Here is a 23329-nt window from a genome sequence, read left to right on the forward strand (position 1 = left end):
ATTATCGCGCTGATCGGCCCGAGCCGTCCGACCCACGCGCGCACTCCGCTCCGCCCGGAGCGCACGTTCCCGGAACGGAGGCATCGACGGCGCCGGAACGGGGACCCGGTGGGGATGACAAACACCGAGGCAGCGCCCCCTGACCGGCCCACCCGCCCACGCCCGGTCGCGCTGGTGACGGGCGCGAGCCGCGGGCTCGGGTTCCTGATCGCCCGCGAGCTCGGCGACCGCGGCCACGATCTCGTCGTGTGCGCCCGCGACGGCCTCGACGCCGCCGTCGCCGACCTCGCCCGGCCGGGCCGGGAGATCCTCGCCGTCGAGGCCGACGTCACCGACCGCGCGGACGCCGCCCGGCTCGTCGCCGAGACCGAGCGCCGCTTCGGGCGGCTCGACGTCCTGGTCACCAACGCGGGCGTGATCCAGGTCGGGCCGGTCGCGCACATGCGCCTCGAGGACTTCCGGCACGCCATGGACGTCATGTACTGGGGCATCGTGCACACGGTGGACGCCGCGCTGCCGCTGCTGCGCCGCCGGCACGGGCGGGTACTGGCGGTGACCTCGATCGGCGGGAAGCTGCCCGCCCCGCACCTCGCGCCCTACACGGCGGCCAAGCACGCCGCGGTCGGCTACGCCGAGGCGCTGCGGGTGGAGGCCCACCGGCTCGGCATCGGCGTCACGGTGGCGGTGCCCGGGCTGATGCGCACCGGCTCCACCCGCAACGCCCTGTTCACCGGTGACCGGGACGCCGAGCGGCGCTGGTTCACCCTCGGCGCGGGCGTCCCCCTGCTGTCGATGGACGCCGAGCGTGCGGCCCGCCGGCTGGTCGCCGCCACCCTGCGTGGCCGGCCGGAGGTGGTGCTCACGCCGGCGGCGAAGCTGGGCGTCCGGGCGCACGCGCTGGCGCCCGGGCTCACGATGCGCACCGTGGCCGCCGTCGAACGGCTCCTCCCCCCGCCGGCCGGCCCGGACGGCGACGGTCCGGAACCCGGCCACGCCACCGGCCCGCAGCCGTCCTGGTTCGCCCGGCTCACCCGCCTGGACCGGACGGCGGCCCGCCGCTGGCACCAGCTCGACGACCCCGGCTGACCCCGGCCGAGGCCAGGGACACGGCGAGCACGGCGACGAGCACCAGCATCCCGGCCGGGGCCAGCACCGCCCAGGGTGCGCGCTCGACGTAGGGCATGCCGTCGGCGAGCAGCCGCCCCCACTCGGGGCTCGGCGGCTGCGGGCCGAGCCCGAGGAACCCGAGCGAGGCGAGCGCCAGCGCGGTGCCGGGCAGCCGCAGCATCGCGTGCCGGACCAGCGGACCGGCCGCCGCCGGCAGCACGTGCCCGACCGTCGCCCGGACCGGGCCGACCCCCAGGACCGGCAGGATCCGCACGTGTGGCTGCGCGCGGATCTCCGCCACGAGCGCCGCGGTGTGCGCGGCCAGCGGCGCCCAGCCGACGAGGGCCACCCCGACCGCGGCGCCGACCGCCGACGGCCCCAGCACGGCCGCGACGACCAGCCCGGCCAGCACCGGCGGGGCCGCGTTGGCGGCCTCCGCGGCGCCGGTGGACAGCCGGGGCGCCAGGCCGACCAGCACGCCGGCGACGAGCGCGACCGCGACGACCGCCAGCGCGGTCCCGGCCGTCAGCAGCGCCCCGTGCCCGGCCCGGGCCAGCAGGTCCCGGCCCGCCGCGTCGCTGCCCAGCGGCAGGGCGAGCGACGGGGCGGCCAGCCGCGGGTGGGCCGAGGTGTACGGGTCGCGGACCAGTCCCGCCGCGACCACCAGCAGCAGGAGCGTCCCGGACAGACCGGGCAGCACCCACCGGTGGCGGCGGACGGCCGTCACCACCCACGCGACGGGGACGTCACCGGTGCGGGCCGCCCGGCCGAGGACCAGCCGCCGCGCCAGCTGGGCGAGCGCGCCGGCCGCCGCGGCGACGAGCAGCAGCGCCAGCACCCCGGCCTGCAGCACCGGCAGGTCCAGCGACGCGGCCGCGCCGAGCGTCGTCCGGCCCAGGCCGGGGACGGCGAAGACCTCCTCGACCGCGACCGCTCCCCCGGTCATGCCGACCAGGACCAGCCCGACCTGCGGGAGCACCGACGGCAGGGCCCGCCGGACCACCGCGGCCCCGACCCGGGCCGGGGGCAGCCCCGCGGTCTGCCACGTGCCGACCCACGGTTCGCCGAACGCCGACGCGACCGACTCGGCGAGCAACCGGCCGACCAGGCCGCCCGCGGGCACGCCGAGTGCCAGCGCGGGCAGCACCGCGTACTGCGGCCCGGCCCAGCCGTAGGGCGGCAGCCAGCCGAGACCGACCGCCACGGTGACCAGCAGGACGGCGGCCAGCAGGAACTCCGGGAGCGCGGTCAGCGCGGCGGCGAGACCGCCCGCGTTCCCGGCCGTCCCGGCTCCGGTCAGGCCGCGGCGCAGGACCGGGGCGACCAGGACGGCCGTGACGGCGGCCGTCACGGCCAGGGCGAAGCCCATCAGGGTCAGCGACACCCCCAGCCCGGACAGCACCGAGCCCAGCACCGGCGTCCCGGAGACCCAGGACGTGCCCAGATCGCCGGTCAGCACCCCGGCGAGCCAGCGGCCGAACACGCCCCACGGCCCGGCGTCCAGGCCCAGCTCGGCCCGGACCGACGCGAGCGCCTCCGGGGTGGCCTCCTGCTCGGCCGAGCGGGCCCGCAGCACGGCGAGCTCCGGGGAGCGCAGCGACAGCCACGGCAGGATCCCGATCAGGAACACCACGCCCGCGCCGGCGACGAGCCGGGACGCCGCGACGACCGCCCCGTCGCGGGCCCGCGCGGCACCGTCCCGGCGCGGCGGCGGACCGTCCGGCACGGTCACCGGGCGGGCCACGGTCACGGCGTCGCGCCCACGGTGGTGCCGGACGTGATCAGCTCGCGCTCCCGCGGGTCCCGGGCCACCCCGGCGACCCGCGCCGACTCGCCCTGGATGACCCGCTCGTGCAGCAGCGGGACCACGGCGTCGGTGGCGAGCACGGCCGCCTCGGCCTGCATCGTCGCCGCCCGCCGCGCCGGGCCGGCCTCGGTCCCGGCGGCCCGCTGCACCGCCTGCTGGACCTGCGGGGTGCAGAGCTGCGAGATGTTGAACCCGCCCGCACAGCCGAAGTCGCTGGCCAGGTAGGCGACCGGGTCCCCGGAGTCGAGCACGGTGGCGCGGGACAGGATGAACGCGTCGAACGCCCCGTTCAGTGCGTCGGCCTCGATGAAGGCGTACTCGCGCACGTCCTGGGTCACGACGAACCCGGCCGCCTCGAGCTGCTGCTCCAGCAGCACGGCGACCTCGGGCAGCTCGGCGCGGTCGGTGAACGTGCCCAGCGTGATCGGCACGCCCCGCACCGGCGCCGGGGCGGGCCGGGCCGCGAGTGCCCGGGCGTAGGCGGGGTCGCGGCGCAGGTCGGCGGCCCACGGCAGCGCCGGACCCAGCAGCCCGGCCGCGCTGTCCGCGCGCCCCTCGTAGGCGCCGGCGATGATCGCCGCCCGGTCGACGGCCGCGCGGGCCGCCGCCCGGACCGCCGGGTCGGCGAACGGGCCGCGGGCGGTGTTCAGGTACAGCGTGTTCGTCCGCGGCATCGGTACCTCGTGCACGCGTGCCGGGTCCAGCACCGGCACCTGGCCGGCCGGGATCGCCTCGACGACGTCCGCGGTGCCGGTCCGCAGCGCGGCGGCGCGGGCGGTGCCGTCCGGCACGTAGGTCACGTCGATGCCCGCGACCCGGGCCGGCTCACCCCAGTAGCCGTCGTGGCGGTCCAGGGTCGCCGCCGTGGTGCCCTGGGCCGCGGTCAGCCGGAACGGGCCGCTGCCGTGGCCGACCGGGTCGACCCGCCCGTCCGGTCCGTACGCCGCCGGCGCGAGGATCGCCAGCTGCGGGCTGGACAGGCGCTGCGGGACCAGCGGGTCCGGTACCGCCGTGGTGACCAGCACGGCGTCGCCGTCGGCACGGGCGGTCAGGTCGACGCCGTCGAGGATGCGGGGCGGCGGGGACGCGGCCACGGCCCGGTCGAGGACGTCGGCCGCGTGCGCCGCGGTCAGCTCGGTGCCGTCGTGGAAGGTGACGCCCTCGCGGACGGTGAACCGCCAGGTCCGCGGGTCGACCCGGGACCACGCGGTGGCCAGCATCGGCAGGGCGTCGCCGGCCGGGTCGAGCTGGACCAGCGTCTCGGCGGTGCGCCAGCGGGCCAGCTTGAACGCGTCGTCGCTGAACGGGGTCAGGCCGGACCGCGGCGGCTGCAGCATGGCCACGCTCACCCGGTCGGAACCGGCGGCGGTGCTGCTCGGCGGGGCGGCGAAGCAGCCGGCCAGCATCAGCGCGGACGCGCCCAGCGCCAGCCCGGCGAGGGATCGGTGGATTCGGGACGACGGCACGGGACTCCTCTGTCGGGTGGGTTCGGTTCGGAGCTCAGGCGGGGACGCGGGTGCCCGCGGCCCGCACGAGGCCGGCGGTGGTCGGGTGGGTGGGCCGGGCCAGCACCTCGGTCGTGGGCCCGTCCTCGACGACCCGGCCCGCGTCGAGCACGACCAGCCGGGAACACAGCGCTTCTGCGACGTCGAGGTCGTGCGCGACCAGCAGCAACCCGGCGCCGGTGGCGGCGCAGGTGTCCGCGAGCAGCTCGACCACCTGCTCGCGCAGCTGCGGGTCGAGCCCGCTGACGGGTTCGTCGGCGAGCAGCAGTCGCGGCCGGACCACCAGCGCGCGGGCCAGCGCGGCCCGCTGGGCCTGGCCGCCGGACAGCTCGCCGGGACGGCGGTCGGCCAGGCCGGCGGTCAGGCCGACCCGGTCCAGGGCGGTCCGGACGGCCTCGGCGTGGTCGCCGGGCACGGCGAGCCGCCGCAGCGGCTCGGCCACGAGGTCCTGGATCGTCCACCGGGGATTCAGCGACCCCGCGGGGTCCTGCGGCACGTACTGGACGGCGCGGCGGAACCACCGCCGGGCCCCGGCGGCCCCGATCTCGCGGCCCTCGACGGTGACCGTGCCCTGGTCCGGGCGGTCGAGACCCAGCAGGATCCGCAGCAGGCTGGACTTCCCCGCACCGGACGGCCCGGCGAGACCGACCCGCTCGCCGGGGGCCAGGTCCAGGTCGACGCCGCGCAGCGCGCGTACCGGGTCGGCCGGCCGCCGCCACGGCCGCCGCGGGCGGGGATCCGGGTGCACCCGGTGCAGGTCACGGGCCGCCAGGAACGGCTCCGCGGCGGCGTGACCGGGTTCCGCGGAGGCACAGCCGGACGGGCCGAGCTCCGCGGTCGCGCGGCCGGGCGGGGACGGCTCGGCGGCACGGCCGGGCGGGCCGGGCTCCGCGGTGGCGTGGCCGGGTGGGCCGAGCTCGACGGCGGCGCGGCCGGGCGAGCCGGGCTCCGTGGCGGGAACCACCCGTCCCCCGTCGAGATGCACCGACCGCGTGCACAGCCGGTCGGCGGCCGGCACGTCGTGGCTGATGAACAGCAACGCCGTGGACGAGTCCGCGAGCCGGTCCGCCAGCACGTCCAGCACCCGGGACCGGGTGACCGGGTCGAGCGCGGTGGTCGGCTCGTCGGCGACCAGGAGGTCCGGCCGGCACGCCAGGGCCAGCGCGAGCTGCACCCGTTGCCGCTGGCCTCCCGACAGCTCACCGGGCAACCCACCGAGGATCCGCTCCGGATCCGCGAGCCCGGTCGCGGCCAGCTCCGCGGCGAGGTCCGTGGTGTCGCCGGTACCGGCGGCGCGCACGGCGGCCCGCAGCTGCACGCCGACCGGCACCAGCGGGTTCAGCGCCACCCGGGAGTCCTGGCCCACGGCCGCGACCCGCACCCGCCGTGGCCGGCGCGCGGCCGGGACGGCGAGGACGTCGCGCCCGGCGAGCGCCACCGTGCCGCTCCCGGTCGCGACGGCGGGCAGGCGCCCCAGCACCGCGGCCGCGGTCAGCGACTTGCCCGACCCGGACGGGCCCAGCAGCGCGACCCGCTCGCCGCGGTCCACGTCCAGGTGGACCGACCGGACCAGCTCACGGCCGCCGATCGAGACGGTGAGGTCGCGGATCGAGAGCAGCGGCGGGCCCCCGGACGTGTCGGGCTTCATCCCCGAAACGATAACGGACACAGTTGTCGTTACTGCACGCACCGTGACGAGGACCGCAGCCGGTTCCACCGGACGGGCGGCGGGCACGCCCCACCGTGGCCACCCGCACCACCCGCACCGCCCGCAGAATCCCGCCGAGGTGCAGCTGAGGGCGAATTGTCGATCTACGGCGAACGCTCAGGTGCATCTCGACGGGGTGTTCCGGACACGTATCAGTTCGCGGTCGGAACGGGCACGCGCCACCGGCCGATCATGGGGCTGGGTCCGCCGCCGTCCAGGAATCGCCCGCTGCGCGCCCGCAGGAGCGGTGGAGGCGCGGACGGCGCTGGTCACCGCCCGACGGGCCCGGGTTCCCGCCGAGTCCTCAGGCGTCGCGCCGGGTCCACGCCCGGCCCGGGCCCGGTCGGCTCCGCCGGGTCCTCACCCGGCCCGGCTCCCCGGTCGTCACCCGGCCCGGCTTTCCGCCGCGACCTCAGGCGTCGGCGGGAACCGGGAGCTCCGGCAGCCCCAGGATCCGGCGCCGCACCGCATCCCGGCCGCTGTCGGCGGGCGCGGTGCCGTCGACGAACTCCCGCACCAGCGCCGCGAACCGCGACGGCCGTTCGGCGTGCGGGAAGTGCCCGGCCCCGTGGAAGATCTCCAAACGGCTGCCCGGCAGGCGGTCGTGCGCCGCCAGCGTGTGCTCCGGCGGGATCACCCGGTCCCGGTCACCGCCGACCAGCAGCACCGGCACCTCGGAGAGCAGGTGCAGTCGCTGCGCGCCGTCGAGCCGCTGCCCGGACGGTTCGAGGGCGCCGCGGGCGGTGCGCACGAACGCGCCGCGGGCACCGTGGTCGGCGAACGACTCCCAGGCCGCGTGCACGCCGTCGACGTCGGAGGCGGGAGCGCTGCCCACCGCGTGCGCGATCCGGTGCACGGTCCGGCGCATCCAGCGCGGGGTCAGCGAGGCGGCCGAGCGCAGCACGACACCGGAGCCCGGCAGGCTGGCCGCACGCAGGGGCAGCGCGACGTCGTGGCCCAGCCCGCCGCTCGACACCAGCACCACCCGCTCGGTGCGCTCGGGGAACTGGTGCGCGAACTGCATGGCCACGCCGCCGCCGAACGAGTGCCCGACGATCGTCACCCGCTCGACGTCCAGGGCGACCAGGAGGTCGCGCAGGTCGGTCGCGAAGCCGCCCAGCGAGTAGTCACCGCTGCGGGGAGCGTCGCTGGCGCCGTGCCCGAGCAGGTCCGGGGCGATCACGTGCAGGTGCCGGCCCAGCGGCTCGAGCACCGGCAACCAGGTCGCCGAGCTGCCCGCGAGGCCGTGCACGAGCAGGACCGCCCGATCGCGGCCGCGGCCGGTCTCGCGGTAGCCGACCCGCTGGCCGTGCAGCTGGATCTCCTGCGCCGCAAGCAGTTCGCTCGCCATCCGCCACCTCCAGGCTCCCGGCTCGGGGTACCGGGACTCGGTACCGACACTACCGGCGGAGCGACGTCCGACCGTCCGGTGTGGTAGGCGCCTCCGGCGGCACGCGTCACGCCGGGGTGCGGCCCCGTTCCAGGGCCGCGGTGTACCAGGACAGGAACCCCTCGACCGAGGCCTCGACGACCGGCGAGAGCGGCCCGGGCCGGTAGCCGCGCGAGGCGATGCCGGCGTAGTTGTTCTCGCACAGCTCCCAGTCCTGCTCGGAGGTCGCGCGCCAGACCGCGGTGAGCGCGTCCACATCGAGCTCACCGGCCTCGGCGCGCACCAGGAAGCAGACGTCCACATCGGTCGTGCCGGCGTCCACCGGGGACAGCCGGGTCGTCACCGCGTAGTCGCAGTTGGCGTGCGCCCACATGTCGGGCAGGCCCACGATGCGCAGGCTGCCGGCGTCCTCCGCGGTGAGCCCGCCGAGGAACGGGGCCACCGGCCGCCCGTCGAGGGACTCGGTGACGAAGCCGTCGCGCAGCGGCAGCCGGGCGATCCGGTACCAGGCACCGCCCGGGAAGCTGACCTCCTCGCCGGGAAGCCCGCGGCGGGCCCAGCGGGCCCGCGCCTCGGCCAGGGCGGCCTCGTAGCGGGGGTGGGACCGCACGTCCCCGTGCACCCCCAGGTCGAAGTTGGACAGCGTGAACTCCGGGTGGCTGCCGCGGCAGTGGTAGCACTCGCGGTTGTTCTCCACGAGCGTCTTCCAGTTCGCCGCGACCCGGTAGTGCAGGCGCGCCTCGACCCGGGTGCCGGCGAGCCGGTGCGGGGCGAGCTGCGGGCCGAGCGCCGCGGCGAACCCGGCGATGTCCGGCGGGTCCTGGGCCAGGCTGACGAACACGAGGCCCTCGATCTCGCGGACGGCGACCGGGGCCAGCCGGTAGTCGTCCACCGGGAAGTCCGGGCCCATGTGCCGGGCCGCGCGCAGCCGGCCGTCGGTGCCGTACACCCACTGGTGGTACGGGCAGACGAACGCCCGGACGCAGCCGCGGTCGGCACCGGTCAACCGGGAGCCGCGGTGCGCGCACACGTCGTGGTGGGCGTGCAGGGCGCCGTCCTCGCCGCGGACGACGATCACCCGGTCCCGGGCGACGTCACGGGTCAGGTAGGCCCCGGGGCGGTCCAGCTCGCAGGTGTGACCGGCGAACAGCCAGCCGGTCGCCCAGACGTGCTCCAGGTCGGCGGCGAACACGTCCGGGTCGGTGTAGGCGGCCTGGGGCAGCGACCGTCCGGGGCTGCGGGTGAGCACGGCAGTCTCAGACATGGAACGACCTCGCGAACCCGGGGTCGGTCAGGGCCGGCCGGTCGAGCGCGAACTCGCCGATCGGGTGCCGGGTGCGGCCGGTCGTGGCCAGCTCGGCGAGGACGTGGCCGAGCAGCGAGGCGAACTTGAACGCGTGCCCGGCCCCGACCGCGACGGTCACCCGCGGCGCTCCCGGCACCGGCCCCAGCACGAAGTGGTGGTCCGGCGGGAGCGTGTACAGGCAGGTCTTCGTGTACAGCTCGGGCCCGAGCATGCCGGGCACGTGCTCGGCCAGGAACTCCGCCTGACGCTTGCGGCGCACCGGGTCCGGGTCGTAGCTCCGGGTGTCGGCGGTGACCTCGTGGCCGCCCATGTGCTGGCCGAGCTTGGTGGCGACCTCGCCGTACACCGGGAAGCCGTAGAAGTTGTCGGCGCCGTGCCACATGAACACCGGGAAGCGACCCGGCGAGAAGTCGATCAGGTTCGGGGTCGCGTAGTAGGTCACCTGCTCCTGGAGGACGGTCAGCGGCAGCTCGAGCAACCCGTCGAGCACCTCGTTGGTGCGCGCGTCCACGGTGACGACGACGTGCTCGGCGCGGAACACCTCGTCGTCGGTGACGACCTCGACGTGCGACCCGGCCTCGTGCACGTCCCGGACGGGGGTGTGCTCGCGGATCTCCGCGCCGTACCCGCGGGCCAGCGCGATGTGCGTGGCGTTCGCCCGGCGCGCGTCGACGATGCCGGTCCGTCGCTGGTAGACGGCCCGTTCGGTGCCGCGGAGCCGGAACTGCGGCCAGCGCGCGGCCAGCGCGCCGGCGTCGAGCAGCTCGAGGTCGACCCCGTGCCGCGCCGCGACCTCGAGATAGCCGTCGATGTCGCGGCCGCCGGTGGGCAGCCCGCGGCGCGCCTCGACGTCCTCGATCACCAGCCCGCCGGTCTCGGTGACCAGGGTCTGGCCGGACAGGCTCTCGACCTGCCGCCAGGCGTCGTAGGCGGCGGGGGCGAGGCGTGCGTAGGCGTCCTGGTGCTGGACGAGGCGGATGATCCGGCTGTGGTCCTGGCTGGCGCCGTGCTCGTGGCCGAGCGCGTGCTGCTCGAGGCCGAGCACCGAGGAGTACGGCGCGGCGCTGCGGGCCAGCCAGTACAGCGCGGCCGAGCCGAGGCCGCCACAGCCGACGACGACGAACGGGTGGTCGGAGTTCACGGGGGATCACTCCCGAATCCGGTGGGTCGGTCGCCGTCCACTCTGGCCTCTGCCGTGCCGCCGCGGGGCCGTTCGATGATCGCGGCCCGCGATGCTGCGATAAGGATGGTCTTATGATCGATGCATGGACGTCGAGCTGCGCCAGCTGCGGGTGTTCCTCACCGTCGCCTCGGAGCTGCACTTCAGCCGGGCCGCAGCGCGGCTGCACGTCAGCCAGCCGGCGTTGAGCCAGCAGATCCGGACCCTGGAGAAGGCGCTCGGCACGCCGCTGTTCGACCGCACCAGTCGTGCCACCGAGCTGACCCCGGCCGGACGGGTGCTGCTCGACGCCGCACCGCGGGTCCTGTTCGAGGCCGAACGGGCCCGGACCCGGGTCGCGCAGGCCGCCGAGGGCGCGAGCGGGCTGCTGGTCGTCGGCTCGGTCGGGACGGCGCTCGCCTCGATCGCCCCGCGGATCCTGCGCACCGTGCGGGCCCGCTACCCGGACCTGCAGATGCAGGTGTCCCAGCACGACACGGCCGCACAGATGGTCGCGCTGGCCGAGGAACGGCTCGACGTCGGCCTGGTCCGCGCGGCCGCGCCCACCACGGCCGTGACCGTCGAGGAGCTGGTCGCCGAGCCGCTGGTCGCCGTGCTGCCCGGCGACCACCCGCTGGCCCGGCACGACACCGTCGACGCCGGCGACCTCGCCGGCGAGGCGTTCGTGCTGTGGCCGCGGCCGCTGGGGTCGGAGTTCTTCGACATCCTCACCGGCTACTGCCGCGACCACGGGTTCAGTCCCCGCATCGTCGCCGAGGGTGCCGACATCGAGACCCAGCTCAGCCTCGTCGCGGCCGGGATCGGGGTGTCGTTGCAGCCGTCGTACTACGCCAACCTGCGGCCGCCCGGCGTCGAGTTCCGGCCGCTGTCCGGGGACGCGCCCGCCGTGGCGCTGCAGGTGGCGTGGCGCCGCCGGGACCGCTCCGCCGCCGTGCGGCACTTCGTCGAGGCGGCCCGGGTGTGCGCAGCCGGGTAGGCGGCCCGTCGGCACGACCGGGTAGGGCCACGACCGCCCGGAAATCGCGGGTCAGGCCGGCGGCTGCGCCGGCGAGAAGAAATCCGTGAGCGCCTCGGCGAGCGCCTCGGGATGGGTCAGCATGACGGCGTGCCCGGCACCGGGGATCTGGTGTATCCGTGCGTTGGGGACGTGGTCGGCCACGTACCGCGCGCCGGCGTGGTCGAAGTGCTTGGTGTCCGATCCGAGCAGCATCAGCACCGGAGCGGAGATCGCGCCGAGAACGGCCGGATCGGCAGGCGTGGGGCCTTCGTACTCCATCGCCTGCCGTTGGACGTCGAGCACGTTCGGGACGTAACGACCTGTGGCCTCGAAGTAGCCGGCATCCTCGGCCACGGCGATGTCGTCGTCGTTGAAGGGGAAGCCGGCGAACGCGCGAGCCGCGGCCGTCAGCTGACCTTCTGCGGCCAGCTCGCCCATGCGGGCGACGGCCGCGCCGAGAGCCGCTCGCTCCTGCCCGTCCATCAGCCACGGCATCACCGGCCCGACGACGGCCACCGCGTCCACCGCGTCGGGCTGCACCCCCGCGGCCGTGAGTGCCAGTCCGCCGCCGGCGGACCAACCCACCAGTCCGGTCGGTTCTCCGATGCTGTCGACGTAGGCGAGGACGTCGTCGACCAGCCGGCCCCAGCTGAGGTCGGGGTGATCGTCGCTGAGGCCACGGCCCCGCCAGCTCGGCAGGTAGCACGTGAACCGGTCGATGAGATGCGGCAGCAGCGCCTGCCAGTCGATGTCGCCGTCACCGATGATCCCGTGCACGAACACCAGCGGCCGTCCTTGGCCGTGCACGGTCCCTCCGATGGTGACGCCGTCGGTGGCGGTCACGAAGTGGGTGCGTTGGCTGCTCATGTGCGCTCTCCTGCATCTCGTGCGGTCGTGCCCGACCATGACGCGAAGGACGCCGGAGAACGTCACCCCACCCGGTACGTCTCGGCGGGCAGGGGTGGTACTAGAGGTCGCGGCGGGCCACCTGTGCGGCGAGATCCGCGCGTCCACCGACGTCGAGCTTGGCGTAGACGTGGGTCAGGTGCTTCTTGACCGTGTTGACGCTCATGAACAGGCGCTCACCGATGCCGGCGTTGGTGTGGCCTTCGGCGACCAGCAGCACGACGTCGCGTTCGACGGGAGACAGTGACGCCCAGCCGGCCTGCGGGCGCCGACGCTCGCCTCGCCCGCGGCGCGCATAGGCGACCGCGGCGGCCAGCGACAGCTCGCCGCCCGCGTCCCAGCATGCCGCCGCGTCGGTGGGGTTCAGGGCGGCTCGTGCCGTGCTGCGGGCACGGTCGAAGCGGTCGGCCTGGATCGGGAGGCGGGCGAGCCCCGTTTCGGTGTGGAACCGTTGCGACGCGGCGAGCAGGCGAAGCGACCGCTGGGGTTCGCCGAGGGCCACGGCAAGGTCGGCAATCATCTCCAGCGCCGCGGCGGCACCGACGCGGTCGCCGTAGTCGTCGAGCACCTCCAGGCCGTCATGGGCCAGCTCCCACGCCCTTCCGAGGTTCTCGTCCTCCTTCCCGGCCAGTGCCGCGAGGCCGAGCCACGACCGGCCCAACGGGAACGGGAGCCGTGGGTCGGACGACAGTGCGCGGCTGGCCTCCAGATGTGCGCGGGCGTCGTCGTCGTGCTCACCGACGTGGGCGACCACGCCCAGCAGCCACTCACCGACGGCTTCGTCCCAGCGACTGCCACTCCCACGGCCGATCCGCACGAGCTCTGCAGCCGTGGCCCGTGCGGTGTCCAGGTCACCGGATGCACAGGCCGACAACGCGCGCCACGGGCACAACCACATCTCGTGGTTGGACCCCGTCAGGCCTCGTGCCCGCAGCACCGCGTGCGCCTCGGACAGCCAACGCCGGGCCTGACCCTGATTTCCGTGCAGGACCTCGACCGCTCCGAGGCCGGCGAGCCCGATCGCTTCCCACCCGGGACGTACGACCTGCCGGCCGAGCTCGACGGCACGTTCAGCGTGCCGGCGTGACCGGTCGAGCCGCCCCGACCACCCCGCCCACAGCCCGAGAACCGCGTGGGCGGCGGGCAGATGGAAGACGACGTCGTCGGCTTCGCACACCTCGATCGCCCGCTCGAGCAGGCTGCACCCGGCGTCGATCGTTCGACTTCGGAGCAGTGTCCATCCGGTGATCGCCAGGGCGTAGGCGTGGGTCGCCGCATCACCGCACTGCTCGGCATGCCCGACCGCTTCCTCGACGTCGGCGTCCACCTGCGCGCTGGTCGACAGCCCCGCCAGGGCCCCCGTCTGGGCCCGAACGCTCAAGCCGAGCGCGAGCGCACCGTCCACACCAGTGGCGCGTGCCGCCTCGACCGCGTGGCTCGCCGACCGATGGGCGCCGGCATAGTCGCCGCCACCGATGGCCAGCAGCGCCGCGGTGGTCAGCCCCCGCACGCGTTCCTCCTCGGGTACGCCCCGGATCTCGGCTGCGTCGTGCAGGCGTCGATGCACCTCCCCGGACAGGCCGCGCTCGAACCAGAAGCGGACGATGGGCTCGGTGATGTCCACCAGCGCTCGCAGGTCCGCCGACTCCGCCGCCCGGTCCATCGCGGCACGCAGGTCGTCGAGGTCGGCCACGAGCCGCGTCATCCATGGCCCAGGCCGTCCACTGTTGAGACCCGCGTGCGCCCGCCCGGCCAGCCCGACATGGAACTCCAGATGGCGATCACGCACCCGGGCGGGGTCATCGAGCTCGGACAGCCGCTGCCGGGCATACACCCGGATCGACTCCAACAGACGGTAGCGGGCTCTCCCGTGGCGCTCGATGATCTCCAACATCGACTGTTCGACCAGCCCGGCGACCAGATCGAGCACGTCGTCGCCGTCGATGCCGTCCCCGGCCACGACCGCCTCCGCGGCGTCGAGCTCGAACGAACCGGCGAACACCGACAGCCGCGCCAGCGCCAGCCGCTGCGCGGCGTCGAGCAGGTCATAGCTCCAGTCCAGCGACGCCACGAGCGTTCGTTGACGTGCCGGCGCCCCCCGCAGGCCGCCGGTGAGCAGGCCGAAGCGGTCCGACAGCCCGGCCGCGATCTGGCCCGGCGCCAGCACCCGCACCCGCGCCGCCGCGAGCTCGATCGCGAACGGGATCCCGTCCAGGCGGCGGCAGATCTCGGCGACGTCGGCGGCGTTGTCGACGCCGATCCGGAAGTCCGTGCGGACCTGCCGTGCCCGCACCTCGAACAACCGCGCCGCGTCCGCGGCGGCGACCGTGCCGGCGGACCTGGCATCCGGGTCGGGCACCGGCAGCCCGGTGACCTCGAATGTCGCCTCACCCTCGACGACCAGCGGCAGACGGCTGGTGGCCAGCACGTGAAGGTGCGGGCACGCCGACGACAGCTCGCTGACCAGAGTGGCGCACGCGGCCACCAGGTGCTCGCAGTTGTCCAGCACCATCAGCAGATGCCGTGCATGGAGCTGCTCGGCGAGCGTGTCGGTCAGCGCCTGGTCGGGTCGCGCGTGGACGTCCACCGCCCCGCCGACCGCCCCGCCGACCGCTGCGGCGACCGTGGCGGGTTCACTCACCCCTTGCAGGTCCACCCAAGAGACCCCGTCGGAAAACCGCGACACCACGTCCCGGGCGACCTCCAACGCGAGCCGCGTCTTCCCGCAGCCACCCGAACCGGTCAACGTCACCACGCGGGAACCCGCGACCAGGTCGGCGACTTTCGCACGTTCACGACGGCGGCCGACGAACGCCGCGACCCCGGCAGGTAGCCCGTGCATCTCCATGCACTCCAGCGCGAATCAGAAAGCGCGGTGAGCGAGATGCCGACGGAGCAGCCCGATGAGTGGCCATCGACCCCACGCCCTGACCCCGGTCCCCATGGCCGGATCTTCCCACGAACTGCCACGGGGCAGCCGCGCTCTCGAGCCGCATTCCGCGCCGGAAAATCGGACCGGCGCACTCTGATCACAACCGACCGCGGTGACGGCTTTCACCACTTCTTCCTCGTCTCGGCGGTGGTCGGGCGTCGTGGCCCTCGTTGTGGTCGGGCCCGGGCCGGTTCCACCAGGACGTGCAGCCGCCGGTCCCCGTTCACCGCGTGAGTTGCGGACCGGCTCGGTGGTACGCCACGGTCACGGTGATCAGTCCCCGTCCCCTGGAGCCGATGTGACCGCGTCCCGCCCCCCACGTGTCCTGTTCGTCCAGCACCAGGACGACGGTCCCCCCGGGTACGTCGGGGAGCGGATCGCGCAGCGCGGTGGCGAGGTCGAGGTCGTCCGGGCACAGTCGCCGCGCATGCCCGACCCGCGCGGCTACGACCTCGTCGTGCCGCTCGGCTGCTACGCGTCCGCCTACGACGAGTCGCTGCCGTTCCTGCGCCGCGAACAGGACCTGCTCACCGCCGCGGTGGAATCCGGCGTCGCGGTGTTCGGGATCTGTTTCGGCGCGCAGCTGCTGGCGCGGGTCCTGGGCGGCGAGGTCCACCCCTCCCCCGGTGGCCCGGAGATCGGCTGGCTGGAGGTCGAGACCGCACCGCAGGCGGCGGGCACCGTCGAGCCGGGTCCGTGGCTGGTGTGGCACCTCGACGTGATCAGCCCGCCCGCGGACGGCGTCGAGCTGGCGTGGACCGGTGTCGGCACCCAGGCGTTCCGGCACGGCCGCCACCTCGGGGTCCAGTTCCACCCCGAGGCGACCCTGGACAGCGTGCGGTCCTGGGCCGACCACTACCGCGATCTCCTTCTCGACATCGGCCCCGACCCCGACGAGATCGTCGCGACGACCCGGCGGACCGCAGCGGAGACGGCGCGGCGGGCGTACGTGCTGACGGACCGGGTACTCGCCGCGGCGATGCAGGACGCGGGCCGCCCGGCATGAGGTTCCGCGCCGACCGATGAGGTCCGGGCAGGGGGGCAGTCCCTACCTGTGACCGGCGGGGTACGCCGGGGGTCCGCCCGATGGCAGGGCGGACCCCTCCGGCGGATCGTCGACGGTCCCAGGTAGACGACCCGGACCCGAAGGAGCGACGACGATGTCCACCACCACTGTTCTCCCCCGTTCCACCGGCCGTGACCGTGCGCTGCTCCGGGCCGTCGCCGCGGGCCGGTGCACCGTCAACGACGACGCCTGCCACTCGCTGGCGATCGACGGTGTGTGCTTCTGCGACCAGTTCGCCGCGGTGCGCCTGGCCGGTGCCGGTCTCGTCGAGCCGGCGGGCCGGGCCCGAGGCCCGAGACCACTCCGGCTGACCGACACCGGACGGTCGTTGCTGGCCGCCGCGTGAGCCGGGCACCGCCGGGGCGCCCGAATCGCACGATCCGGCCCTCGCCGCGCACGAGCGTGCTGACCGTACGGACCGGGCGCCGGTGAGCGGCACGACTCCGCCCCCGGCAGGTCGACACCGTGCTGATCGACTCGAACCGCCCGATGACCCGCACGAAGCTGCCCTCGGCCGGGCACCATCGCGCTGATCGACTGCGCGCCGCCCCCCGAGTCGCACGAATCCGCCCCCGCCCCGGCAACAGCGTGCTGATCGACGACGCCGGTACCCGCGAGCTGCACGAATTCGCCCTCGCCGCGGCACGATCGTGCTGATCGACCACGCGCCACCCGACGACACGCACGAATCCGCCCCCGTCCGGGCACAATCGCGCTGATCGACTGCGCGCCGCCCGCCGAGTCGCACGAATCCGCCCCCGCCCCGGCAACAACGTGCAGATCGACCACGCGCCGCCCGACGACTCGCACGAATCCGCCGTCGCCCGGGCCGGATCGTGCTGATCGACCGCACACCACCCGACGATCAGCACGAATCCGCCCCCGCGACGGCACGATCGCGCTGATCGACCACGCCGTCGACGGCGAGGCCTGCACCGCGACCCGCCGAGAACCCGCGCGGGTGTGGCGCCGGCGGCTCCGGGCAGGCACGGTCACACCCATGACCCCGGTTGCGTCCACTCCCGACCCGATGTTCACCGCCGACGCCGTCGGCGGCTGGCTGCAGCTGCCCTCCCCCGCGGTCGCCGAGGTCGTCGGCTCGGTCGGCTTCGACGTCGTCTGCGTCGACACCCAGCACGGGCTGATCGGCGACGACACCACCCTGGGCATGCTGCAGGCCCTCACAGCCACGGGGACGCGGTCGCTGGTCCGCGTGCCCGGGCACGGTGCGGAGCCGATCGGCCGGGCCCTCGACCGGGGCGCCGACGGCGTGATCGTCCCGCTGGTCGACACCGCCGAGCAGGCCGCGGCCGCCGTCGCCGCGTGCCGGTACCCGCCGGACGGCCACCGCAGCTTCGGACCCGTCCGGCCGTCCTGGCTGGGCCGCGACCTGCTCGCCGGCGGGCGGTGCGTCGTGATGGTGGAGACGGTCGCGGCCGTCGCGAACCTGGCGGAGATCCTCGCCGTGGACGGCCTCGACGCGGTGTTCATCGGCCCGTCGGATCTCGCCCTGGCGCACGGGTTCCCGCTCAGCGCGCAGGACCCGGACGGACCCCGCGCGGACGAGTACGGCGAGCTGGTCGGCGGGATCACCGGCCGGTGCGCGGCCGCGGGCGTCCCGGTCGGGATCTACTGCAACTCCCCCGCGCACGCCCGGCGGTTCCGCGAGCTCGGCTGCACGTTCACGATGCTGGGCGCCGAGCAGGCGATCCTGCGGGCCGCGCTCGCCGAGCAGCTGGCCCGGGCCCGGGCCGGCTGACGCAAGGACGGTGCCCGGACGGACCCCGCCGGCCGGGTGCGCCTACCGCAGGACGTCGAGGATGGTCTGGGCCGCCAGGGTCGGGGTCAGCCGCCCGTGCCGGACCTCCTCGGTCAGCCCCGGCAGCTTCTCCGCCAGCCCCGGGTCCTGCAGCAGCCGGTCCATCAGCCGGTCCCGGACCATCTGCCACATCCAGTCGACCTGCTGGTCGGCCCGCCGGGTCGCGAGCTCCCCGGCCTTGTCGAGGGCCTCGCGGTGCTCGGTGACCTTCGCCCAGACCTTGTCCAGCCCCATCCCGGTCTGCCCGGAGCAGGACAGCACCGGGGTGCGCCAGTTCGCCGACGGCGGCGTCATCATGTGCAGCGCCCCGGCGAGCTCGCGGGCGGCGGCCCGGGCGTCCCGCTCGTACGGGCCGTCGGCCTTGTTGACGGCGACGACGTCGGCCAGCTCGAGGATCCCCTTCTTGATCCCCTGCAGCGAGTCGCCGGTGCGGGCGATGGTGAGGAACAGGAACGTGTCGACCATCCCGGCGACCGTCGTCTCGGACTGGCCGACGCCGACGGTCTCGACCAGCACGACGTCGTAGCCGGCGGCCTCCATCAACACCATCGTCTCCCGGGTGCGGCGGGCGACCCCGCCGAGCGTCCCGGCCGACGGGGAGGGCCGGACGAAGGCGTCCGGGTCGACGGCCAGCTTCGGCATGCGGGTCTTATCGCCCAGGATCGAGCCGCGGGTCCGGGTGGACGACGGGTCGACGGCCAGCACCGCCACCCGGTGCCCCTGCCCGGTGAGCCGGGTGCCCATCGCCTCGATGAACGTCGACTTCCCCACCCCCGGCACGCCGGAGATGCCCACCCGGACCGCCTGCCCCGCGCGCGGGCTCAGCTCGAGCAGCAGCTCCTGGGCGGCCCGCTGGTGGTCGGGCCGGCTCGACTCGACGAGCGTGATCGCCCGCGCCAGCAGGGTGCGGTCGCCGGCCAGGACACCGCGGGCGAGCTCCACGGGGTCGGGGACGCGCGGGGCCATCAGGACCTCCGGTTCTCGAGGTGCGGACACGGCGGCACCAGCGTGCGACCCTCCCCGCACCAGCTTGCCACTCATGGAGCATTGGTCCCGTCGCACAGGACCAAAGCTCCATGAGTGGAAATGGGGGCGCGATCAGTCCGCGAAGACGCTGCCGGGCTCCGGGGCCGGGTCGCCGTGACCCAGCTCGGCCGACAGCTTCCCGAGCAGGTCGACCGCCGCCTCGGCGATCACCGTGCCGGGCGGGAACACCGCGGCGGCGCCCATCTCCAGCAGCTCGGGCACGTCGGCCGGCGGGATGACACCGCCGACGACGACCATGATGTCCTCGCGCCCCAGCGCGGCGAGCTCGCGGCGCAGCTCCGGGACCAGCGTGAGGTGCCCGGCGGCCAGCGAGCTAGCGCCGATCACGTGCACGTCGGACTCGACGGCCTGCTTCGCGACCTCGGCCGGGGTCTGGAACAGCGGGCCGACGTCGACGTCGAAGCCGATGTCGGCGAACGCCGTCGCGATGACCTTCTGGCCGCGGTCGTGGCCGTCCTGGCCCATCTTCGCGACCAGGATCCGCGGCTGGCGGCCCTCGGCCCCGGCGAACTCGGCGACGAGCTCGCGGGCACGGTCGATCGCCGGGTTCTTCCCGGCCTCCTTCGAGTACACACCGGAGATGATGCGGATCTGGCCGGCGTGGCGCCCGAAGACCTTCTCCAGCGCGTCGGAGATCTCCCCGACCGTGGCCTTGCTGCGGGCCGCGTCGACGGCCAGGGCGAGCAGGTTCTCGTCGAACCCGCGCGCCGTGCCCTCGGCGATCTTCTCCGCGGCGCCGGTGAGCGCGCGCAGCGACGCGTCGACGGCGCGGTCGTCGCGCTCGGCCCGCAGCTTCTGCAGCTTCTCCAGCTGTTCGCGGCGCACGCCGGCGTTGTCGACCTTGAGCACGTCGATCTGCTCGTCGGTGTCGACCACGTACTTGTTGACGCCGATCACCGGCTGGCGGCCGGAGTCGATCCGGGCCTGGGTGCGGGCCGCGGCCTCCTCGACGCGCATCTTGGGGATGCCGGCGTCGATGGCCTGCGCCATGCCGCCGGCCTTCTCGACCTCGTCGATGTGGGCCCAGGCCCGCCGGGCCAGGTCGTAGGTGAGCCGCTCGACGTAGTACGAGCCGCCCCACGGGTCGACGACGCCGGTGGTGCCGGACTCCTGCTGGAGCAGGAGCTGGGTGTTCCGCGCGATCCGCGCCGAGAAGTCGGTGGGCAGCGCGAGCGCCTCGTCGAGGGCGTTCGTGTGCAGCGACTGGGTGTGCCCCTGGGTCGCGGCCATCGCCTCGACGCAGGTGCGGACGACGTTGTTGTAGACGTCCTGCGCGGTCAGCGACCAGCCGGAGGTCTGCGAGTGCGTCCGCAACGACAGCGACTTGGCGTTCTGCGGCTCGAACCGGTTCACGAGCTTCGACCAGAGCAGGCGCGCGGCCCGCATCTTGGCGACCTCCATGAAGAAGTTCATGCCGATCGCCCAGAAGAAGCTCAGCCGCGGGGCGAACGTGTCGATGTCCAGCCCGGCGTCCACCCCGGCCCGCAGGTACTCCACGCCGTCGGCGAGGGTGTAGGCGAGCTCCAGGTCGTTGGTCGCCCCCGCCTCCTGGATGTGGTAGCCGGAGATCGAGATCGAGTTGAACTTCGGCATCTTCGCGCTGGTGAAGCCGAAGATGTCCGAGATGATCTGCATCGACGGCTGCGGCGGGTAGATGTAGGTGTTGCGGACCATGAACTCCTTCAGAATGTCGTTCTGAATGGTCCCGGTCAGCTTCTCCGGCGCGACGCCCTGCTCCTCGGCCGCGACGATGTACAGCGCGAGCACCGGCAGGACGGCCCCGTTCATCGTCATCGACACCGACATCCGGTCCAGCGGGATGCCGTCGAACAGCTGGCGCATGTCCAGGATGGAGTCGATCGCGACACCGGCCATGCCGACGTCGCCCGCCACCCGCGGGTGGTCGGAGTCGTAGCCGCGGTGGGTGGCCAGGTCGAAGGCGATCGACAGGCCCTTCTGCCCGGCGGCCAGGTTGCGCCGGTAGAACGCGTTCGACTCGGCCGCCGTGGAGAAGCCGGCGTACTGCCGGACCGTCCACGGCTGGTTGGTGTACATCGTCGGGTACGGCCCGCGCAGGTACGGCGTCAGGCCCGGGTAGGTGTTCAGGAAGTCGAGGCCGTCGAGATCCTGCGCGGTGTAGAGCGGCTTGACGCCGATGCCCTCGGGGGCGTCCCAGGTGGGCGCGGTGCCGTTCCAGGCGGACGACGGCGCGGTGGCCGCGTCCAGGGGCACCGAGGTGAAGTCGGGAATGGTCACTTCGACCCCTCCAGGGCGGTGTAGACGTCGTCGATGACGGCGAGCGCGTCGCACCCGGCGAACAGGTACCCGTCCACGCCAGGCACCTCCCCCTTCGGCTTGCCCGCCAGCAGGATGCGGGTCGCCCCCGCCGCGCGCAGCGCGGCCGCGGCGTCGGCGGCCCGCTCCTCGTAGAGCGCGTCCGACGAGCACAGCACGACCACCCGCGTCGCGGCACCGCCGAACGCGTCGGCGACCTCCTGCACGGTCTCGGTCGGGCCCGCGTCGACGGCGTCGATCCCGCCGGCGCCGAGCAGGTTGCGGGTGAACCCGGCCCGCGCGGTGTACACGGCGAGCGGTCCGAGCGTCGCGAGGAACACCGTGGGGCGGGTGCCCTCGGCCTGCAGGACGGCGTCGGAGCGGTCCCGGTAGGCCTCGTAGGCCTCGGCCGGCCGGTAGAGCGGCAGCCCGCCGCGCTCGACGGGCGGGAGCGGCTCCCGGGGCACCGGCTTCTCGTGCAGGTCGGGGAACTCGGAGACCCCGGTCAGCGGCGCCTTGCGGCGGGCCACGTCGGTCTCCCGCCGCGCCCGCACCTCGGCCACCTCGCGGTCCACCAGGCCGGAGTCGAGCGCGGCGACCGCGCCGCCGGCGCCCTCGACCGTCTGGAAGAACGCCCACGCGGCCCGTGCGAGGTCGTCGGTGAGGTGCTCGACGTACCAGGAGCCGCCGCCGGGGTCGATCACCCGCGCCAGGTGCGACTCCTCGATCAGCAGGCTCTGGGTGTTGCGCGCGATCCGCCGGGAGAACGGCTCGGAGGCGCCCAGCGCGGCGTCGAACGGCGGCACGGTCACCGCGTCGGCCCCGCCGACGCCCGCGGCGAAGCCGGCGACGGTGCCGCGCAGCATGTTCACCCACGGGTCACGCCGGGTGAACAGGGCCTCGGGGACGACGGCGTGCTGGCGCTGCGGCACGTCGGTGACGCCGCTGGCCTCCAGCACCCGCGCCCAGAGCCGGCGCGCGGCCCGCAGCTTCGCGATCGTCGGGAACTGCTCGGGGGTGGCGGCGTAGCGGAACTCGAGCACCCGCGCCGCGGACGGGGCGTCCATCCCGGCGCCGGTCAGCTCCCGCAGGTAGGCGACCCCGGCGGCGAGCGACCAGCCGAGCTCCTGGGCGTCCGAACCGCCGGCCTCGCGGATCACGCTCGCGTCCACGGTGACCGCGGTGAGCTTCGGGTAGGTCCCGGCGACCCGCTGCGCGAGCTCGACCACGCTCGCCACGTCCGGGCCGGTGCCGGTGCGGGCACGCACCCCGATCGGGTCGAGGCCGAGCGCGCCGAGCAGCGCCGAGTCCAGGACCCCGTGCCGGCCGGCGAGGTCGAGGTAGGCGGCCCCGGCATCGGCGGCGTCGGAGCCGGCGTCCAGGGCGACCCCGGCCAGGTCCAGGTGGACGCCGTCCAGGGCCGTACCGAGGGCGTCGACCGGGATCCCGCCCTCGCCGACCCGCAGCCAGACCGAGCCGACCCCGCATTCCAGGTCGGCCAGGATCGTCTCCCGGACCGAGGCCGGGTCGGTGCCGGTGTGCCGCTGGCGGACCTCCCAGCCGTCGGGCACGTGGCCGTCGGTGAGCGGGCCCCGGGTGAACGGCCACGCCCCGGGCACCCCGGTGTCCGGGAGCCCCTCGACGTCGTCGGCCGTGTACAGCGGGGCCACCCGGATCCCGTCCACCGTGGTCCGGGTGAGGGTCTCCACCCCGGCGCCGAGCGCGGCGTCCTCGCCGATCCGGCCGGACCTGCGCACCACCCCGTCCACGGCGGCGAGCCATTGCTCGCGGGTCACCGGGTCGAACTCTCCTGCGAGTACCAGGTGGTCCGGTTCCACCGGCCCGTCCGTGGCGCCACCGCTACCGCCGCTGTCGGTCATCCGTTCCGCTCTCCTCACCGGCCCCCGGGGCGGCCCTCGTTGCCCGCCCGGCACCGCCGTCGTGACGTCGCCGAGGTCCCGCGGAGTCTAGTGATCGGCTGCCGTTCCGGGCAGGGTCTGTGGCGAGGTGCGCACGGTGTGTGACACGCCGACCGGTGGCGCCCGTGGGCCGCGTCACCGGACTCCGTGAGGTGTGCAGGCACCCCCGTCCGCCCCGCACCTCGCTCCCCCGTTCGCAGCAGCCGCCCACGCCGAACCGGGTGTTTCTCCGAGTCGGACACCTACTCCACGTAACCAACAGCCCCTCTTCCCGGTTATGTCGGCGTAACACGAACGTGTTGCCCCGTCGAAAATCCGGGTACGCCATCGAGCGTTCCGGCCGGTGCGGCTCCCCCGCTCCCCGAT

Annotated in this window: 17 protein-coding genes; 6 read left to right on the forward strand and 11 right to left on the reverse strand. The window is 74.9% G+C overall.

Translation table 11 applies throughout. The features are described 5' to 3' along the window. The first annotated feature begins 174 nt into the window (after positions 1-174). Complete coding sequence (locus H7X46_RS14755; RefSeq protein ID WP_222131319.1) at positions 175-1086, forward strand: SDR family NAD(P)-dependent oxidoreductase; 912 nt, start codon at positions 175-177, stop codon at positions 1084-1086. Here H7X46_RS14755 and H7X46_RS14760 read toward each other — a convergent pair. The 6 genes from H7X46_RS14760 to solA all read right to left on the reverse strand — a co-directional run bounded on the left by H7X46_RS14760 (position 1028) and on the right by solA (position 9964). Next, positions 1028-2857, reverse strand: coding sequence for an ABC transporter permease subunit (locus H7X46_RS14760; protein WP_370588778.1), 1830 nt, complete (start codon positions 2855-2857; stop codon positions 1028-1030). The genes H7X46_RS14755 and H7X46_RS14760 overlap by 59 nt on opposite strands. Beyond that, complete coding sequence (locus H7X46_RS14765) at positions 2854-4380, reverse strand: ABC transporter substrate-binding protein (protein WP_370588779.1); 1527 nt, start codon at positions 4378-4380, stop codon at positions 2854-2856. The genes H7X46_RS14760 and H7X46_RS14765 overlap by 4 nt, the downstream gene beginning before the upstream one ends. 34 nt (positions 4381-4414) lie before the next feature. Further along, on the reverse strand, positions 4415-6067 hold the full coding sequence (locus H7X46_RS14770; RefSeq protein ID WP_186359948.1) for an ABC transporter ATP-binding protein: 1653 nt from the start codon (positions 6065-6067) through the stop codon (positions 4415-4417). A 472-nt stretch (positions 6068-6539) separates the two neighbouring features. Continuing rightward, positions 6540-7478: an alpha/beta fold hydrolase gene (locus H7X46_RS14775; RefSeq protein WP_186359949.1), complete on the reverse strand. Its 939-nt coding sequence runs from the start codon at positions 7476-7478 to the stop codon at positions 6540-6542. Positions 7479-7584: 106 nt separating this feature from the next. After that, positions 7585-8781, reverse strand: a complete 1197-nt coding sequence (locus H7X46_RS14780) for an aromatic ring-hydroxylating dioxygenase subunit alpha (RefSeq protein WP_186359950.1) — start codon at positions 8779-8781, stop codon at positions 7585-7587. Beyond that, complete coding sequence (gene solA, locus H7X46_RS14785) at positions 8774-9964, reverse strand: N-methyl-L-tryptophan oxidase (protein ID WP_186359951.1); 1191 nt, start codon at positions 9962-9964, stop codon at positions 8774-8776. The genes H7X46_RS14780 and solA overlap by 8 nt, the downstream gene beginning before the upstream one ends. A 124-nt stretch (positions 9965-10088) precedes the next feature. Between solA and H7X46_RS14790 the strand changes: the two genes are divergently transcribed. Next, positions 10089-10979: a LysR substrate-binding domain-containing protein gene (locus H7X46_RS14790; protein WP_186359952.1), complete on the forward strand. Its 891-nt coding sequence runs from the start codon at positions 10089-10091 to the stop codon at positions 10977-10979. A gap of 51 nt (positions 10980-11030) precedes the next feature. Here the strand turns inward: H7X46_RS14790 and H7X46_RS14795 are convergent, their stop codons facing one another. Further along, positions 11031-11867 (reverse strand): alpha/beta fold hydrolase, encoded by an 837-nt coding sequence (locus H7X46_RS14795; RefSeq protein ID WP_186359953.1) that lies wholly within the window; start codon positions 11865-11867, stop codon positions 11031-11033. A 100-nt stretch (positions 11868-11967) separates the two neighbouring features. After that, positions 11968-14754, reverse strand: a complete 2787-nt coding sequence (locus tag H7X46_RS14800) for a LuxR C-terminal-related transcriptional regulator (protein WP_186359954.1) — start codon at positions 14752-14754, stop codon at positions 11968-11970. Positions 14755-15136: 382 nt separating this feature from the next. Here H7X46_RS14800 and H7X46_RS14805 point away from each other — a divergent pair, with 382 nt between their 5' ends. The 4 genes from H7X46_RS14805 (at position 15137) to H7X46_RS14820 (ending at position 17663) form a co-directional block, all read left to right on the forward strand. Next, positions 15137-15844 carry a type 1 glutamine amidotransferase gene (locus H7X46_RS14805; RefSeq protein ID WP_186359955.1) on the forward strand — a complete coding sequence of 236 codons (708 nt, stop codon included), beginning with the start codon at positions 15137-15139 and terminating at the stop codon, positions 15842-15844. Between the two features lie 154 nt (positions 15845-15998). Then, positions 15999-16250 (forward strand): hypothetical protein, encoded by a 252-nt coding sequence (locus H7X46_RS14810; RefSeq protein WP_186359956.1) that lies wholly within the window; start codon positions 15999-16001, stop codon positions 16248-16250. 119 nt (positions 16251-16369) lie between these two features. Then, on the forward strand, positions 16370-16561 hold the full coding sequence (locus H7X46_RS14815; RefSeq protein WP_186359957.1) for a hypothetical protein: 192 nt from the start codon (positions 16370-16372) through the stop codon (positions 16559-16561). A gap of 343 nt (positions 16562-16904) precedes the next feature. Beyond that, positions 16905-17663, forward strand: a complete 759-nt coding sequence (locus tag H7X46_RS14820) for an HpcH/HpaI aldolase/citrate lyase family protein (RefSeq protein ID WP_186359958.1) — start codon at positions 16905-16907, stop codon at positions 17661-17663. A gap of 42 nt (positions 17664-17705) precedes the next feature. Here H7X46_RS14820 and meaB read toward each other — a convergent pair whose 3' ends face one another. The 3 genes from meaB to H7X46_RS14835 form a co-directional block, all read right to left on the reverse strand. After that, complete coding sequence (gene meaB, locus H7X46_RS14825; protein WP_186359959.1) at positions 17706-18689, reverse strand: methylmalonyl Co-A mutase-associated GTPase MeaB; 984 nt, start codon at positions 18687-18689, stop codon at positions 17706-17708. A gap of 132 nt (positions 18690-18821) precedes the next feature. Continuing rightward, positions 18822-21026 carry a methylmalonyl-CoA mutase gene (gene scpA, locus H7X46_RS14830; RefSeq protein ID WP_186359960.1) on the reverse strand — a complete coding sequence of 735 codons (2205 nt, stop codon included), beginning with the start codon at positions 21024-21026 and terminating at the stop codon, positions 18822-18824. Next, the gene (locus H7X46_RS14835) at positions 21023-22924 is read right to left on the reverse strand and encodes a methylmalonyl-CoA mutase family protein (protein ID WP_186359961.1); all 1902 of its coding nucleotides are present in this window, start codon (positions 22922-22924) and stop codon (positions 21023-21025) included. The genes scpA and H7X46_RS14835 overlap by 4 nt, the downstream gene beginning before the upstream one ends. Positions 22925-23329: the final 405 nt, after the last annotated feature.

It is taken from the genome of Pseudonocardia sp. C8 (assembly GCF_014267175.1).
Classification (GTDB): Bacteria; Actinomycetota; Actinomycetes; order Mycobacteriales; family Pseudonocardiaceae; genus Pseudonocardia.